At 73.2% G+C, this 14,260-nt stretch carries 14 protein-coding genes; 8 read left to right on the top strand and 6 right to left on the bottom strand.

All coding sequences use genetic code 11. The annotated features are described in order from the left end of the window. Positions 1–33 precede the first annotated feature (33 nt). Positions 34–1,260 (top strand): MFS transporter, encoded by a 1,227-nt coding sequence (locus JI751_RS04920; protein ID WP_201934032.1) that lies wholly within the window; start codon positions 34–36, stop codon positions 1,258–1,260. On the opposite strand, the gene JI751_RS04915 is transcribed toward JI751_RS04920, so the two are convergent. Beyond that, complete coding sequence (locus JI751_RS04915) at positions 1,247–1,789, bottom strand: hypothetical protein (RefSeq protein WP_201934031.1); 543 nt, start codon at positions 1,787–1,789, stop codon at positions 1,247–1,249. The two genes, JI751_RS04920 and JI751_RS04915, sit on opposite strands and share 14 nt — an antisense overlap. A gap of 77 nt (positions 1,790–1,866) precedes the next feature. Here JI751_RS04915 and JI751_RS04910 point away from each other — a divergent pair, with 77 nt between their 5' ends. The 3 genes from JI751_RS04910 (at position 1,867) to JI751_RS04900 (ending at position 4,023) form a co-directional block, all read left to right on the top strand. After that, on the top strand, positions 1,867–2,640 hold the full coding sequence (locus tag JI751_RS04910; RefSeq protein ID WP_201934030.1) for a GTPase domain-containing protein: 774 nt from the start codon (positions 1,867–1,869) through the stop codon (positions 2,638–2,640). 88 nt (positions 2,641–2,728) lie between these two features. After that, positions 2,729–3,031, top strand: coding sequence for a hypothetical protein (locus JI751_RS04905; RefSeq protein WP_201934024.1), 303 nt, complete (start codon positions 2,729–2,731; stop codon positions 3,029–3,031). Beyond that, a complete protein-coding gene (locus JI751_RS04900) occupies positions 3,028–4,023 on the top strand; it encodes a hypothetical protein (RefSeq protein WP_201934019.1) in 996 nt (331 codons plus the stop codon). The genes JI751_RS04905 and JI751_RS04900 overlap by 4 nt, the downstream gene beginning before the upstream one ends. A gap of 50 nt (positions 4,024–4,073) precedes the next feature. Here the strand turns inward: JI751_RS04900 and JI751_RS21720 are convergent, their stop codons facing one another. The 5 genes from JI751_RS21720 to JI751_RS04875 form a co-directional block, all read right to left on the bottom strand. Then, entirely contained in the window at positions 4,074–4,952 is an 879-nt protein-coding gene (locus JI751_RS21720) for a ferredoxin family protein (protein WP_201934016.1), read from the bottom strand. Further along, a complete protein-coding gene (locus JI751_RS04890; protein ID WP_307813831.1) occupies positions 4,949–6,004 on the bottom strand; it encodes a cupin domain-containing protein in 1,056 nt (351 codons plus the stop codon). The genes JI751_RS21720 and JI751_RS04890 overlap by 4 nt, the downstream gene beginning before the upstream one ends. 62 nt (positions 6,005–6,066) lie before the next feature. After that, complete coding sequence (locus tag JI751_RS04885) at positions 6,067–6,333, bottom strand: hypothetical protein (protein ID WP_201934013.1); 267 nt, start codon at positions 6,331–6,333, stop codon at positions 6,067–6,069. Positions 6,334–6,433: 100 nt separating this feature from the next. Continuing rightward, the gene (locus tag JI751_RS04880) at positions 6,434–7,657 is read right to left on the bottom strand and encodes an FAD-binding domain-containing protein (RefSeq protein ID WP_201934010.1); all 1,224 of its coding nucleotides are present in this window, start codon (positions 7,655–7,657) and stop codon (positions 6,434–6,436) included. Positions 7,658–7,683: 26 nt separating this feature from the next. After that, the gene (locus JI751_RS04875; RefSeq protein WP_201934007.1) at positions 7,684–9,735 is read right to left on the bottom strand and encodes an amylo-alpha-1,6-glucosidase; all 2,052 of its coding nucleotides are present in this window, start codon (positions 9,733–9,735) and stop codon (positions 7,684–7,686) included. 190 nt (positions 9,736–9,925) lie between these two features. On the opposite strand from JI751_RS04875, the gene JI751_RS04870 reads away from it, so the two are divergent. Genes JI751_RS04870 through JI751_RS04855 form a run of 4 tightly spaced genes read left to right on the top strand, consistent with a single transcriptional unit; the run spans position 9,926 to position 14,217 of the window. Continuing rightward, positions 9,926–10,939: a LacI family DNA-binding transcriptional regulator gene (locus JI751_RS04870; protein WP_201934005.1), complete on the top strand. Its 1,014-nt coding sequence runs from the start codon at positions 9,926–9,928 to the stop codon at positions 10,937–10,939. A gap of 46 nt (positions 10,940–10,985) precedes the next feature. Continuing rightward, complete coding sequence (locus JI751_RS04865; RefSeq protein WP_201934003.1) at positions 10,986–12,251, top strand: sugar ABC transporter substrate-binding protein; 1,266 nt, start codon at positions 10,986–10,988, stop codon at positions 12,249–12,251. Beyond that, entirely contained in the window at positions 12,248–13,351 is a 1,104-nt protein-coding gene (locus JI751_RS04860) for a carbohydrate ABC transporter permease (RefSeq protein WP_201934001.1), read from the top strand. The genes JI751_RS04865 and JI751_RS04860 overlap by 4 nt, the downstream gene beginning before the upstream one ends. After that, a complete protein-coding gene (locus tag JI751_RS04855; RefSeq protein WP_201933999.1) occupies positions 13,348–14,217 on the top strand; it encodes a carbohydrate ABC transporter permease in 870 nt (289 codons plus the stop codon). The genes JI751_RS04860 and JI751_RS04855 overlap by 4 nt, the downstream gene beginning before the upstream one ends. Positions 14,218–14,260: the final 43 nt, after the last annotated feature.

The raw sequence follows: 14,260 nt of genomic DNA, 5'->3' as shown, positions 1-14,260 counted from the left end.
ACCGCCGGCGCGGCACCTTGAGAGGATGGGGCGATGAGCTCGGGGACGCAGGACTTCAGGTTCCGCGACATCTGGCTCGTGGCCTACGGTCCCTCGATCGTCTCCGCGATCGGGCACGGCGCGATGATGCCGGTGCTCGCGCTGCGCGCGCGCGACCTCGGCGCCGACGTGAGCATGGCGGCCGCGATCGTCGCGCTGACCAGCGTCGGCATGCTCGTCGCCAGCCTGCCCGCGGGTGCGCTGGTGGCGCGGATCGGCGAGCGGCGGGCGCTCGTGGCGGCCGGCTTCGCCGACGCCGGGGCGATGACCCTCGCCGCCGTCACGGACTCGGTCGCCGGGTTGGCGGTCGCCGTCGTGCTGAGCGGCATGTGCTGGACGATGTTCCTGATCGCCCGGCAGGGCTTCATGATCGACGTCGTCCCGGCCACCCACCGGGCGCGGGCGATGTCGTTCCTCGGTGGCTCCTACCGCGTCGGCGTCCTCATCGGGCCGCTGATCGGCGCGGGCCTCATCGCGCTGAGCGGCCTGGCCAGCGTCTTCTGGCTGGGCGCAGCGATGTCGGTCTGCGCCGCACTCCTCGCCGCGACGATGCCCGACCTCGGCGAGGAGAAGCGCCTGGCCGCGAAGGAGACCGGCCACGTCAGCGTGTGGTCCGTCATCACCTCGCACCGGCGCGTGCTCGCGACGCTCGGCAGCGCCGTGGTGATCCTCGGCATGAGCCGCTCGCTGCGGCTCAGCCTGCTGCCGCTGTGGGCCGACCACATCGGGCTGTCGGCCTCGACGACCTCGCTGATCTTCGCCTTCGCCGCAGCGCTCGACGTGGCACTGATGTGGCCCGGTGGCTTCCTGATGGACACGCGCGGCCGGAGGGTGGTCGCCGTGCCGGTGGTGCTGTCGATGGCGATCGCCTGCCTGGTCCTGCCGCTCGCGGGGTCGGCGTGGTCCGTCGCGCTCGTGATGGCGCTCATCGCCGCCGGCAACGGGCTCGGCGCCGGCATCGTGATGACGCTCGGCGCGGACGCGTCACCGGAGCTCGGACGCTCGCAGTTCCTCGGCGCCTGGCGCCTCTGCGGTGACATCGGCAACTCCGGCGGGCCGCTGCTGGTCAGCGCGGTCGCGGCGGTCGCGCCGCTGGCCGTCGCCTGCCTCACGCTCGGCGCGCTCGGCCTCGCCGGCGCGGGGTGGGTCGGCTACTGGACGGGCCGCGTGGACCGCGAGCGCCGTACGACGACCGAGACGCTGGCCGCTAGCCGACGGTGACGGTGACCTCGTTGGAGATCGCCTCGGAGTCGGTGTCGACCACGCGCCACCGGTTCGGACCGACCTGGGCCGTCTGGACGTAGGTGCTGAAGGTGCCGCCGGTCACCGACACGGTCACCGGGAAGTCCGACCACGCGCCGTTCTCGAAGCGCTGCACCTGGAGGACGGCCCCCTCACCGGCCTGGTAGGTGCCGGTGATGTCGATGTTCTGCATGGGGCTCACCGACTGCTGCGCGACGGTGAGCGAGATGGGCTCGGCGGGCGCTTCCGACGTCGACTCGCCGGCGGTCGGCTCGTCCGACTCGTCGGGGGGCGGGATCGACTCGTCGGTCTCGGTGGGCTTGGGCAGGTTGAACGTCGACGGGCTGGCGCTGCTGTCCGTGGCGCTCGACGATCCGTCGAGGCCGGTCGCCTTCACGCCGACCATCACCGCGAGCCCGCCGAGCAGGCCGATCGCCACGGCCACGCCCACGAGAGCGAGCAGCCCCATGAGCACGGGGCGGTCCTTCTCGCGATCACGGGGGGCCATGCCCGCCATTGTCCAAGATGGCCGGTGGCATGGCCAACCGACGGGCGGTCCGCGCACCCGGCAGGCAGGATGGGCCCATGCAGTCACCGTTGCGACACGGCAAGGCAGCCATCGGTACGACGATCGCCACCGGCGCCCTCGCCGCACTCTCCCAGGCGCCCGAGCGCGCGTCCCGCCTGCTCCGGCACCGCTACCCGACCGTCGCCGTCACCGGGATGACCGGCGTCGGCAAGACCCGGCTGGCCGACCGGTTGTCGCGCCGCGCGAGCGCCGAGGGCGGCCAGGACGTGGGCTCGGCGGTGATGGAGCGGCGTACGCGCCGGGACCCGCGGATGCGCGGCTACCGGTTCCGGGTGGTGCCGGGCGAGAACGCCGCGACCCGCCTCGGCGCCCTCGACGAGGTCTTCCACGACGAGCCGGTCGACGGCGTGCTGCACGTCGTCGCCAACGGCTACGCGACCCCGCGGCGTACGGGCGGCACGAGCGGCACGGCCGCGGCGACCCGCGAGGAGCAGCTGGCCGCCGAGCTGGAGGACTGGTCGATCACCGCCCACCGGATCGCCAGCATGGCCGTGCGCCGCGACCGCCCGACGTGGCTGGTCATCGCGGTGACGAAGGCCGACCTGTTCGCCGACGACGTCGAGGCGGCGGTCGACTACTACTCCCCCGGCAGCGGCTCGCCGTTCGGCGACAAGCTCGACGAGCTCCGCGCGCTCGCGGGCGGCGCGAGGCTCTCGATCGACGTGCTCCCGGTCTCCGCGCAGGGGGGCGGCAAGAAGTCCGACCGGGCGGCCGCCGACCTGCTCGGCAGGCTCGAGCTCCGGCTCGCCCAGCTCAGCGGCCACGTCTGAGCCGGGGCCGGTCCAGACCTCCGAGCGATCTGGTTCACAACTTCACGACTTCGGGTTTCGCCGCCGTTCATCGGGGCAGAAGGTCGCCATGAGGCCGATCGCCATCAACCAGCGGGCGCTGCGCGGCGCCAAGGCAGAGCTGGACTCCGCCCGCGAGGACCTGAGGTCCGCGCTCGGCGACGTCGACCACCCGGCCGACGACTTCCCGTGGCGCGACCTGATGGTCGAGGGCGTCCGCAGCCTCGTCGAGGACGCCGAGCAGATCGCCACGCGCTGCCGCAACATCGCGCAAGCGATCGACGACTCGATCATCGACTTCGACGAGCTCGACTCGATGGTCGAGCAGGCCGCCCACGTCGCGCTCCAGCTCGACCAGGTGAAGCCGTCATGAAGGTGCTCGTCGACCGCATCGAGACCCAGCAGTCCGAGCTGAAGTTCGGCGACCCGATCGGCTGCCACTACCACTGGACCGAGCCGGGCGAGGTCGACAAGTACGGCGACTCGGTGCGCCACCTCGCCACCAAGGTCGAGCTCGCCGTCGATGCCTTCGAGCGCACCGCCGGCCTGTCCGAGGACGTCTTCGCCGGCGAGGCCGCCGACACGCTGCGTGAGCGGGCCGGTCGTCGCCACGAGGAGTCGGTGACCGTCCGCGACAACCTCCGCGGCCTCGGACGCGCGATCAATGCCTACTCCGACGTGCTCCGCCGCCACCGCGACGGCCTCCAGGAGCTCCGGGCCTACGCCTCCTCCCATGGACTCGAGGTGCGGGACAACCGCATCTGGCCGCCCGTCGAGACGATCGCCGGCGACGCTCCCGAGAAGGAGATGAACGCCTGGGAGCGGGACTGGAAGACCTATCAGGCCTGCTTCGACCTCAAGATCGAGCTGCGCGACGCGCGCCGGGCCAGCACCCGCGAGCTCGTCAAGGCACTGGCGGACTACGCCGACGTGCACCCCGACAAGGACAAGCAGAAGCTCGTCGCCGCCAACGCCCACCAGGTGAAGTTCGGCGACCTGCGGCGCGAGGCCGCCGAGGAGGCGATGGAGGCGGTCCAGGCCAACCACGCCGCCGACGCCGCCCGCCACACGGTCGACGTGCTCAAGCGGCGCGAGCAGTCCGCGCTCGACGACCTCGAGAAGATGGTGCTCGCCGAGAAGTCGCCCGAGGAGATCACGGCCCAGTCGGCCAAGGTCCAGGCGCTCCACCGCGAGCTCGTCGAGGCCCGCACCGAGGCCCTCGACGCGGAGCGCGTCGCCGACCGGGAGCAGGCGCAGGCCAACCGCGCCGCCCGCGACCTCGAGGCGGCCGAGCAGGGCAAGCCGCGCCTGGTCGTCGAGCAGACCGACTGGCAGCCGGTGAACCTGAAGGACCGGCTCGGCTAGAGCCCTGGGTCGAGTGCGCAGCCCTCTGGCGACTGCTACCGCCGGGGCACTCAACCCTCCACGACGAAGCGCGGCACCGGGTTGTCACGCAGCGCGCCGCAGGTCAGCTGCTGCGCGGGTTCGAGCACCCGTCGCACCTGCACGGTGACCTCGCGTCCGGCGGCGTCGAGGGTGACGGAGGTCAGGTCACCGTCGCCACGGGCTCCCGTCGGGCGTACGTCGTCGAGGCCGGCGAGGCCGAACCGACGCCGCACCTCGATCTCGGCGGCCTGCACCGGCATCGCCCGGTCGGACCGCCCACGGAGGTGGTCGAGCTCCAGGTGGCCGGCCGCGAGGGCGTCGGCGACACCGAGCACCGAGGCGGGGTCGAGGCGACCGTAGTAGAGGCCGCGCGGCAGCACGAGCAGGTTGCCGGCGAACCGGTCACCGCCGACGTGCGAGCACTCCCAGACCGTCTCGGCGTGCGGACTGTCCGCCAGCGCGGCGGCGAGGGGCCGGCCGCGCTCGGCGCAGCAGGCGTCGTGACGGCCGTGGGTGCACACCGCCAGCACGGGGCCGGCATGCGGCGCGAGACCGGGCGAGCGACCGGAACCGAGTGCGGCGAGGTCGAGGTCGCGGACCTCCTCGACGGAGTCGAGGGTCGCCGACTCCAGCCACGAGTCGGGGCCTGCGGCACGGGCCGCGAAGACGCGGACGCCGTCCTGGTCCCGCCGACCGTGACGGCGTACGAGCAGGACCCGGACCCGGTGCCGCCGGCCCTCCGCGGCGAGGTGCGCCCCGAGGCCGTCGGGCAGGCGGGCGTCGCGGAGTGCGTCGCTGCCCCAAGACCCGGCATGCTCGACGAGCAGGAAGCTGCGCACGGTCGAGGCGGTGCCGGCGAGGTCGTCGCCGCGGGCCTCGCTCGCGGCGGCGCAGCGGAACGCCGTCACCGGACGACCTCGAGCAGGCCCTCCCGCACCAGCCGTCGGCACAGGACGAGCGCGCTGTCGGGGTCGAGAGGCAGGTCGGCGGGGGTGAGCGAGCGCGAGCTCTCGACCACCCCGACGGCCTCGCGCAAACGTCCGGGCACGCGCAGCACGCGGTCGCCGAGCAGCAGCCGGAGCGTGTCGCCGTCGGGCACGACCTCGCACGGGTGCCCGGTGCGACGGCGCAGCGTCGTGCCGGCCGAGATCCCGCGCGCCAGCGCCTCGCGGTCGAGGAGCGCGCCGGCCATCCGGGGCGGTCGGCCGCTGAGGAACCGCTCGGCCTGCGCCCGGGCAGCCACCGGGGCATCGAGGCGTCGTACGTCGTCCGCGACGGCCGCGAGCCGCTCGGCGAGCTCGCCCGACAACCGGTCGGGGTCGTCGAGGTAGCCCGCGGGCAGGTGGTCGTCGGCCACGTCGGCGATGACCTCGTCGATCAGGCGCGAGACCAGGTGCCGCCACGTCACCTGGTTGATGCCGATGGTCAGGTGGAGCGACACGGCCTCCTGCGCGCGGGCGGCGTGGGGCGTGCCGGTCGGGAGGTAGGCCACGACACCGGGCTCGAGCAGCAGCTCACCCGGTCCGCCGTCGCCGTGGATCTCCCACAGCTTGGTCCCGTGGGTCTGCATCACGAACACGTCGTGCGAGTCGGTGTGCACTGCGAAGCCCTGCGCGCCGGGCGGCGTGAGGTAGGCGTTGGCCTGGCAGGGGTGCCCCAGCTCGAGCTCGAGCTCGGCGACGAGGTCGGCGACCGGGGTCCAGTAGCGCTGGAGGCCCTGGAGCACGATGGTGGCGCCCTCGTCGTGCAGGCGCATCAGCTTCACCGGGTCCACGAGACCGGTCAGCGGCTTGCCGGCGAGGCTGCCGCCGCGGGTGAAGCGCGACTCCGCGAGGACCGATCCGTCGTGCGCCACCCGCACGGCGGGCGTGCGGATCGCCGTCTCGGTCAGCAGGTGGTCGACGTCGGCGAGCGAGAGCACCGACGCGCCGAGCCCGGCGTCGGTGCGGTGCACGTGCACCGACGACGCCCAGACCTTGTCGATGAAGGTCTGGGCGTCTCCGGTCAGCCGGTCGAGTGCGCTCAGGACGCGCCGTCCGTGCCGTCGGCGTCGCCAGCGTCGCCGTCGGTCGCGTCGGTGGAGTCACCGTCGGTGCCGTCGGCGTCCGCGCCGTCCGTGCCGTCCGCGTCCGTGGAGTCGCCGTCCGTGGCGTCCGTCGAGTCGCCGTCGGACGAGTCGCCGTCGGTGCCGTCGGCGTCGGCGCCGGGACCGGCCGCGACGCCTGTGGGGTCGACGCCCTCGGTGGTCATCTCGTCGTCGCCGAGCGGGTTGTCGGGAGTGGTCGTCATGGTTCCTCCTCGCGGGCCGCGACGGACGGTCCGCCCCGGGTCGTACGTCGAGTCTCGTCCTGCGGGGTTGGGCCGGCCCACACCCTTGCGGGCGACCGGGTCAGCGCCGGATCCCCTTGCGCCACGCACTGTAGGACGTGAGGCGCTGACCGGCCGGCCGCTCCAGCCACGGCCACGGGTGCACCTCCGCGAGCCGCACGGACGCGGCACGGACGGCAAAGCCTGGCACGGGGGCGAAGGTCACGGCGAGCGCGGTCCCGGCGAGCTCGTCCGGCACCCGCCCGAGGCGTAGGTCGACGTTGCGTCGCGACGCCAGGTCGGCCAGGCACTCGGCCAGGAACACCAGCCGCTTGCCCGAGAGGTGGAGCCGGCGCAGGAGCGGCTCGTCGAAGACGAAGACCGCAGGGAGGTCGGGATGCGCGGCGAGCGCCGGATCCGCGTCGCCGAGCGACTCGGCCGTGAGCCACACGGCGGTCGGCATGCCGTCGGTGACGACGTCGCTCGGTCCCGGGCCCGGCGCACCGACCACGCCCTGCCCGCCGTCGTAGGACGCGAAGCGTGGCCCGGACGTCGCGTCCGGCCAGCCCTGGATCGGGCAGGCGGCGCTCAGCGGGCACGAGCGGCACAGCTGCGGTGCGCGCTTCTCGACCTGCCACCGGCTGAAGCCGTAGGGCTTGCCGGTCGCGGTGCCGACGGTCCACTGCCAGCCCAGCCTGTTGGCCGCGCGGGAGCCGTCGAGGAGGTGGCGGAAGAAGTCGTCCTCGCCCTCGCGCCAGTCGCGACCGCGCCGGACCGCCCAGTGCGAGGCCCACCACATGCGGGTCTGGTTGACGAGCCACCCGTCGTCCTCGAGCCCACGCCGCAGCCAGGACACGCAGGCCATCTCCTCGTCCCGGTCGGCCGGCCCCTGGGGACGCGGCTGCTGCCGGCGGAGCGGCTCGGCGAGGCCCGGGCCGAGGCCGGCATAGAGGTGGCGCGCGAACTCCTGCCACAGCAGCTCGTCGCGATAGCGCCGGCGATCGCCCGAGGGGGCGTCCGCGACGGCGTCCCACATCTCCGGCAGGCTCAGCAGCCCGTGTCGGACGTAGGGCGACATCCGGCTCGCCCCGCGCCGCTCCTCCGGCAGCACCACCGACCGCGAGCGTGCGTAGCCCGTGATGTCGAGCGTCGCGAGTGCCCGGTCGGCCGCCGCCTGCCCGCCGCGGTGGCCACCGGGTCGTACGCCGTCGGGGCCCTCCAGCGTCAGGTGGCCCAGGTGGGCGGCGACCCACGCCACGACGGCGTCGGTGTCGTCGACCGACGGCAGGGGCGGGAGGGAGGGCACCTCCACACCCTGTCAGGGGCCACCGACTATGCCCCGACGGTCGCCTGCGTCCCGTCGGCCGAGACCTCGATGTCCACCGGCCGGCCGTGGGTGCCGAGCCCGGAGATCCGGGTGGACCCGAACGACCACGGCTGCACCGGGTCGACGACGAGCCCGTCGCGACCGGGCCGGAGGCCCAGGACCGAGGAGACGAGCGACAGCGCGGACGCCGCCGACCACGCCTGGGGCCGGCAGGCAGCGGGATAGGGCAACGGCGCCGGCTGCGCCGAGCGCGCGTCGCCCGCGAACAGCTCGGGCGGCCGGCCGTCGAAGGCGGTCAGGGCGGCGAGCAGCGCGTCGGCGACGGGGCCGGTCTCGGGCCGCTGCTCGGCGGCGAGCCCGGCCAGGCAGATCGCCGTGTCGTGGGGCCACACCGAGCCGACGTGGTAGCCGGTCGGCGAGTAGCCGGCGGCCTGCGTCGACAGCGTGCGGATGCCGAAGCCCGAGAGCATGTCGGGCCCGACGAGCCGCCGCGCGACGAGGTCCACCCCGTCCGGGTCGAGGATGCCGGTGCCGAGCAGGTGGCCGATGTTGCTGGTCAGCGAGACGACCGGGCGCTTGTCGCGGTCGAGCGCGATCGCCGGGAACGCGCCGAGCGCGTCCTCGACCCAGAAGCGCTGCGCGAACTCCCGGCGCAGCCGCTCGGCCCACTCCCGCCACCGGTCGGTGCCCGGTCGGCCGAAGGCGTCGAGCAGGTCGGCCCCGTGCACGGCGGCGGCGTACGCGTAGCCCTGCACCTCGGACAGGGCGAGCGGCGAGCTGGCCCGCGAGCCGTCGCTGCGGCGCACCGCGTCGCCGGAGTCCTTCCAGCCCTGGTTGGACAGGCCGTGCCCGGAGCGGTCGACGTACTCGAGGAGGCCGTCGCCGTCGGCGTCGCCGTGCTCGACCTGCCACGCGAGGGCGCGCTCGAGCGCGGGCAGCAGTCGCTCGACCTCGTCGGCGGGAGCACCCCACCGCCACGCGTCGTGGAGGGTCAGCGCCCAGAGCGGGGTCGCGTCGATGGTGCCGTAGTAGACCGGCGGCAGGTGCCGGTCGCCGCCGTCGTCGTCGGCCTCGTTGAGGCTGAAGCCCGCCGAACGCACCTCGTGCAGGATCTTCCCGGGCTCCTCGGCGGTCGCGTCGTCGGTGCGGGTGCCCTGGCGGTGTGCCAGCAGCCGCAGCGTCGACATGGCCAGGTCGGTGGAGACGGGCAGCAGCATCCGCGCCGTCCAGAGGCTGTCGCGGCCGAAGAGGGTGAGGAACCAGGGGGCGCCGGCGCCGACGAACTCCTCCTCGACGCCGTCCGCTCCGGGAGCGGCGAGCCGCAGCAGCCGCAGGTCGTCGAGGCAGCGCTCCACCACAGGCGCGAGGCGTCGGTCCGCGCTCTGCACCTCGACCCGGCTCCAGCCGGCCTCGCGGGAGGGTGCCGTCACGGCCGCACGGCTGTCGTCGAGGGTCAGCAGGAGCTCGTGGGTGACCGACTGCCCGGGAGGGACGACGAGGTCCCAGGTGGCGCGGGCATGGTCGCCCTCGCGCGTCGTGTGGGCGCCGGGCACGCGAAGCACCGCGCGCAGCGAGCCCGCGTGCCAGGTGAGCACCGGGCCACCCACGCCGTCCGGCGCCACGGCCGGACGACCGGCGCCGCCCTTGACCGCGTCGAGCGATGCGAGGTCGGCGCCGACGAGCAGTCCGAGCGTGCAGGTCACCGGCTCGGCCGCCGTGCTCGAGACCGTGTAGCGCTCCCGGACCAGTCCCGGCTCGACGTCGCGCTGCCGCTCCACCCGCACCGTGGGGTCGGGACCGGGGTCCCCGAGGTGGCGCGGCACGGCGACGTACGACGTGGAGTCGCCGCGCGCGCTGTGCGAGGCGACCGCTGCGGGCTCACGGCCGTCGACGTCGAGCACGAGCAGGCTCAGCACCCGCCGTTCGCCGTGGTGCACGCCCGCCAGTCCCCGGCCCGCGATCTGCCCGTCGGCGGCCGACCACACCTGCGTCGGGGCGGCGAGGGTGAGGGACAGGTCGTGGAGCCACGGCTGCTGCGGCGCCTCGTCGGGATGCATCTGGGGCCCTTCCGGTGGGGGACGAGTCGGGGACGAGCTGATCGAACGCGTGAGGGGGTGACACCGAGTGTGACGTGCGTTACGGTTTGAGCGCTCAAACATTTGAGCGCTCAAACACAGTAGTGGGCCGCAGCCCCGCCCGCCACCACCCCCGACCGGCCGCTGGCCGGACGAGACGAGGAGGACCGCCATGGCAGCCCACGAGCCCGCCACCCTCGACTCGGTCGCCGCCCGCGCGGGGGTCTCGCGCCAGACCGTCTCCAACGTCCTGCGCCACCCGGCCCGCGTGGCCGAGGCCACCCGCGAGCGCGTGCTGGCCGCGATCCGCGAGAGCGGCTACCGGCCGTCGCTGCCGGCCCGCCAGCTCGCCACCCGCCGCGCCCACGCGATCGCCGTACGCGCCGAGCGGCAGCAGGACGGCATCTCCGGGCTGGTCCTCGACGCGTTCTACCACGGGCTCGCGGAGGCGGGTCAGGACAACGGCCTGCGGGTGGTGCTCTACGCGCAGCCGGCCGACGAGGCCGCCGAGCTGGAGATCATCGACGACCTCGTGCAGACCGGTGCCGCCGACGCCGTGGTGCTCACCGCGACCAGTGCCGACGACCAGCGACCCGCCTACCTCTCCGGCAGCGGTACGACGTTCTGCGCGTTCGGTCGCCCCTGGGGCCACGACGACGAGCCGCACGACTGGGTCGACGTCGACGGCGCGCGGGGCACCGGCCTCGCCGTGCAGCACCTGCTCGACCTCGGCCGGCGCTCGATCGCCTACCTCGGCTGGCCCGGCGACGGCGCCGAGCCCAGCACCGGGAGCGACCGGCGCCGTGGCTGGCTCGAGACCGTCGAGGCCGCCGGGCTCGGTGCGCCCGTCGAGGCACGCAGCCTCAACGACGCCGCTGCCGCCGAGGCGGCCGTGGCGTCCCTCCTCTCCGGCGCCGACGCCCCGGACGCGATCGTGTGCGCGAGCGACACCCTCGCGCTCGGCGCGCACCGCGCCGCCGTGGCGGCGGCCGGCGGCGGCACCCCCGCGACCGTCGTCGGCTTCGACGCCACCCCCGTCGCGGCGGCCCTCGGCCTCGTCAGCGTCGCCCAGCCGATCGACCAGGCCGCCCACCTCTGCATCGACCTGCTCACCGGCCGCTTCGAGACCCCCGACCGACCGGCGCGAGGAGTCCTCGTGCCACCCGTGCTCCACCTGCCCGCCTGACCTCCCTCCCGCACCGTCCGCAGATCCCCCGATGAAGGAGCTCCACATGTCCCCCGTGTCTTCCCCCTCGCGCCGCCGTCGTACGTCCCTCGTCGCACTGGCCCTCGGCTCCTCGATCGCGCTCGCCGCCTGCGGCGGTGGCGGCTTCGAGGAGAACGGCTCCGACGAGCCCGCCTCGTCCGGTGACGGTCCAGCGAAGCTCCAGGTGCTGATCGGCTCCAGCGGCGACGCGGAGACCCAGGCCGTCCAGGACGCCGCCGACGCGTGGGCCGAGGAGAGCGGCAACGAGGTCGAGGTCGTCGTGGCGAACGACCTCGCGCAGCAGCTCTCGCAGGGCTTCGCCGGCGGCAACCCGCCGGACCTCTTCTACGTCGACGCGGGCGTCTTCGGCGACTACGCCGAGGCCGGCAACCTCTACCCCTACATGGACCAGCTGGCCGACGCCGACGACTTCTACCCCAACCTCGTCGACTCGTTCACGCTCGACGGCGAGGCCTACTGCGCACCCAAGGACTTCTCGACGCTCGCGCTCGAGATCAACACCGCGGCGTGGAAGAAGGCCGGCCTCACCGACGCCGACATCCCCACCACCTGGGACGAGCTCCAGGCCGTCGCGAAGAAGCTGACCACGCCCGACCAGGCCGGACTGGCGCTCAGCATCGGCCGTGACCGCGTCGGCGCGTTCCTCGTGCAGAACGGCGGGTTCTGGGTCGACGCCGAGTCCGGCGAGGCCACAGCGACCGAGCCGAGCAACGCCGAGGCGCTGGAGTACGTCCAGAGCATGCTCGACGGCGGTGAGGCCGTGCTGGCCCCCGACGTCGACGCCGGCTGGGGCGGTGAGGCCTTCGGCACCCAGAAGGCCGCGATGACCATCGAGGGCAACTGGATCCGCGGCGCGATGGAGAACGACTACCCCGACGTCGAGTACACCGTCGCCGAGCTGCCCGAGGGCCCCGCGGGCAAGGGCACCCTGCTCTTCACCCAGTGCTGGGGCATCGCCGCGGACTCGGAGAACCAGGCGGCGGCCGTCGACTTCGTCGAGGCCATGACCACCCCGGAGCAGCAGCTGACCAACGCCGACGCCTTCGGCGTCATGCCGAGCCGCGAGGCCGCCCAGGCCGACTACGTCGAGCAGTTCCCCGAGGACGCGCCGTTCATCGCGGGCGGCGACTACGGCCAGGGCCCGGTCAACCTGCCCGGTCTCGGCCCGGTCGTGGCCGACCTCGACTCGCAGCTCGAGCAGCTCAGGACCGCCGACGTCGAGGACATCCTCGAGTCCTTCCAGAAGAACGCCGAGGCGGAGCTTCAGTGAGTCGGGACAGGAGCATCCGGCGCGGCCAGGCCCTGGCGGGGTGGACGTTCGTCTCCCCCACCCTGGTCGTGCTGGGTCTCTTCCTCGCGGTGCCGGTGGCGATGGCGCTGTGGGTGTCGTTCACCGACTGGAACGGTCGTGGCAGCCCGTTCGCCTCGGGCATCGGGTTCGTCGGTGCGGACAACTACCGCGAGCTGGTCGGCGAGCAGGGCGGGTTGACGAGGTCGGACTTCATGACCTCGCTGCGCAACAACTTCTTCTACGTCCTGCTCGTGGTGCCGTTGCAGACGGCGTTCGCGCTGTTCCTCGCCCTCGTGCTCAACCAGCGGCTGCTGAAGGCGGTCGGCTTCTTCCGCACCGCCTTCTACTTCCCGTCGGTCGTCAGCTCGGTCGCGATCAGCCTGGTGTTCCTGTTCCTCTTCAGCGGCACCGGCGTGGTCAACTCGATGCTCGACGCGATCGGCATCGACGGGCCGACGTGGTTCAACGACTCGCGCGGGCTGTTCCACCTGCTCGGTGACGGCCTCGGCCTCTGGAGCACCGCGGACCCGCCGTCGGCGCTCACCGGCAGCGGCGTGCTCGGGCTCACCTGGTGGCAGTGGATCTCCGGGCCGAGCGTCGCGCTCTCGGTGATCATCATGCTGGTCGTCTGGACGACCGCCGGCACCTTCATGCTGATGTTCCTCGCCGCCCTCCAGGACCTGCCTGTCGAGGTCGAGGAGGCCGCCCGCATCGACGGCGCCGGTGCGTGGGGCGTGTTCCGCAACGTCACGCTCCCCCACCTGCGACCGACGATGCTGCTGGTGACCACGCTCGGCCTGATCGGCACGTGGCAGGTCTTCGACCAGGTGTACGTCATGACGCAGGGCGGGCCGGGCAAGTCGACCCTCACCCCGGCGTACCTGTCGTACTCCTACGCCTTCGACAACCAGAAGTGGGGCATCGCAGCAGCCATGGCGTTCGTGCTGTTCCTCATCATCTTCGCGATGACCTCGTTCCAGCGGTTCCTGTTCCGTGACAGGGACGCGATCGCCACCAAGCGGGCGGAGAAGCGGACGAAGAAGGCGCACGCCAACGCACCCGCAGGAGGTGCTTCATGAGCACCACGTCCTCCCCGTCGGCCAAGCCGATGGTCCGCGACCGGACGGCCCTGTGGCTGTTCCTCGGCTACGCCGTCCTGCTCTTCTTCGCCTTCGTCTACCTCTACCCGTTCCTGGTGCAGGTCACGACGTCGTTCAAGACCAACACCGACGCGGTGGCCAATCCCCTGTCCCTCGTCCCGGACCCGTTCTCCACGGGTGCCTACGGCGAGCTGGCCGAGAAGGACTTCCCGCTCTGGTTCCGCAACTCCGTCATCGTGACCGTGCTGGTCACGGCGGGCCGGGTCTTCCTGTGCTCGCTCGCCGGCTACGCCCTCGCACGGATCAAGTTCCGCGGCCGCGGAGCGGTCTTCACCGCGATCCTCGCGGTGATGGCGGTGCCGGGCGTCATCCTGCTGATCCCGAAGTTCCTCGTGCTCAACTACCTCGGGATCTACAACACGTGGCCGGCGCTGGTGCTGCCCCTGCTGGTCGACGCCGCGGGCGTCTTCATCATGAAGCAGTTCTTCGAGACGATTCCCGAGTCCGTGGAGGAGGCGGCGCGGATCGACGGCGCCAGCACGTTCCGGATCTTCTGGTCCGTCGTGCTGCCGATGGCCCGTCCCGCGCTCATCCTCCTGACGATCCTGTCGTTCCAGGGCTCCTGGAACGAGCTGCCCCACTTCCTGGTCGCCAGCCAGGACCCCGACCTCTTCACCCTCACCAAGGGCGTCGGGACGCTGACGAGCGGTCAGCTCGGGTCGGGCAAGCAGTACCCGATCTCGATGGCCGCGGCGCTGCTGATGACCATCCCGGTCGCGATCGTCTTCTTCGTCTTCCAGAAGTACCTCGTGCGGGGAGGTACGGCGGGGGCGGAGAAGGGCTGACCACAGACTCCGGCGCCGGGCGGGTTCCGCCTCCTAGCACCGC

The sequence above is a fragment of the Nocardioides baculatus genome (assembly GCF_016735675.1).
In the GTDB taxonomy this organism is placed as follows: domain Bacteria; phylum Actinomycetota; class Actinomycetes; order Propionibacteriales; family Nocardioidaceae; genus Nocardioides; species Nocardioides baculatus.
This window is presented reverse-complemented; position numbering and strand designations above follow the sequence as displayed.

Bases quoted from the DNA above. Each gene is read 5' to 3' on its own strand.
- JI751_RS04920 (WP_201934032.1), top strand. From the start codon at position 34: ATGAGCTCGGGGACGCAGGACTTCAGGTTCCGCGACATCTGGCTCGTG.
- JI751_RS04915 (WP_201934031.1), bottom strand. From the start codon at position 1,789: ATGGCCCCCCGTGATCGCGAGAAGGACCGCCCCGTGCTCATGGGGCTG.
- JI751_RS04910 (WP_201934030.1), top strand. From the start codon at position 1,867: ATGCAGTCACCGTTGCGACACGGCAAGGCAGCCATCGGTACGACGATC.
- JI751_RS04905 (WP_201934024.1), top strand. From the start codon at position 2,729: ATGAGGCCGATCGCCATCAACCAGCGGGCGCTGCGCGGCGCCAAGGCA.
- JI751_RS04900 (WP_201934019.1), top strand. From the start codon at position 3,028: ATGAAGGTGCTCGTCGACCGCATCGAGACCCAGCAGTCCGAGCTGAAG.
- JI751_RS04885 (WP_201934013.1), bottom strand. From the start codon at position 6,333: ATGACGACCACTCCCGACAACCCGCTCGGCGACGACGAGATGACCACC.
- JI751_RS04875 (WP_201934007.1), bottom strand. From the start codon at position 9,735: ATGCATCCCGACGAGGCGCCGCAGCAGCCGTGGCTCCACGACCTGTCC.
- JI751_RS04870 (WP_201934005.1), top strand. From the start codon at position 9,926: ATGGCAGCCCACGAGCCCGCCACCCTCGACTCGGTCGCCGCCCGCGCG.
- JI751_RS04865 (WP_201934003.1), top strand. From the start codon at position 10,986: ATGTCCCCCGTGTCTTCCCCCTCGCGCCGCCGTCGTACGTCCCTCGTC.
- JI751_RS04855 (WP_201933999.1), top strand. From the start codon at position 13,348: ATGAGCACCACGTCCTCCCCGTCGGCCAAGCCGATGGTCCGCGACCGG.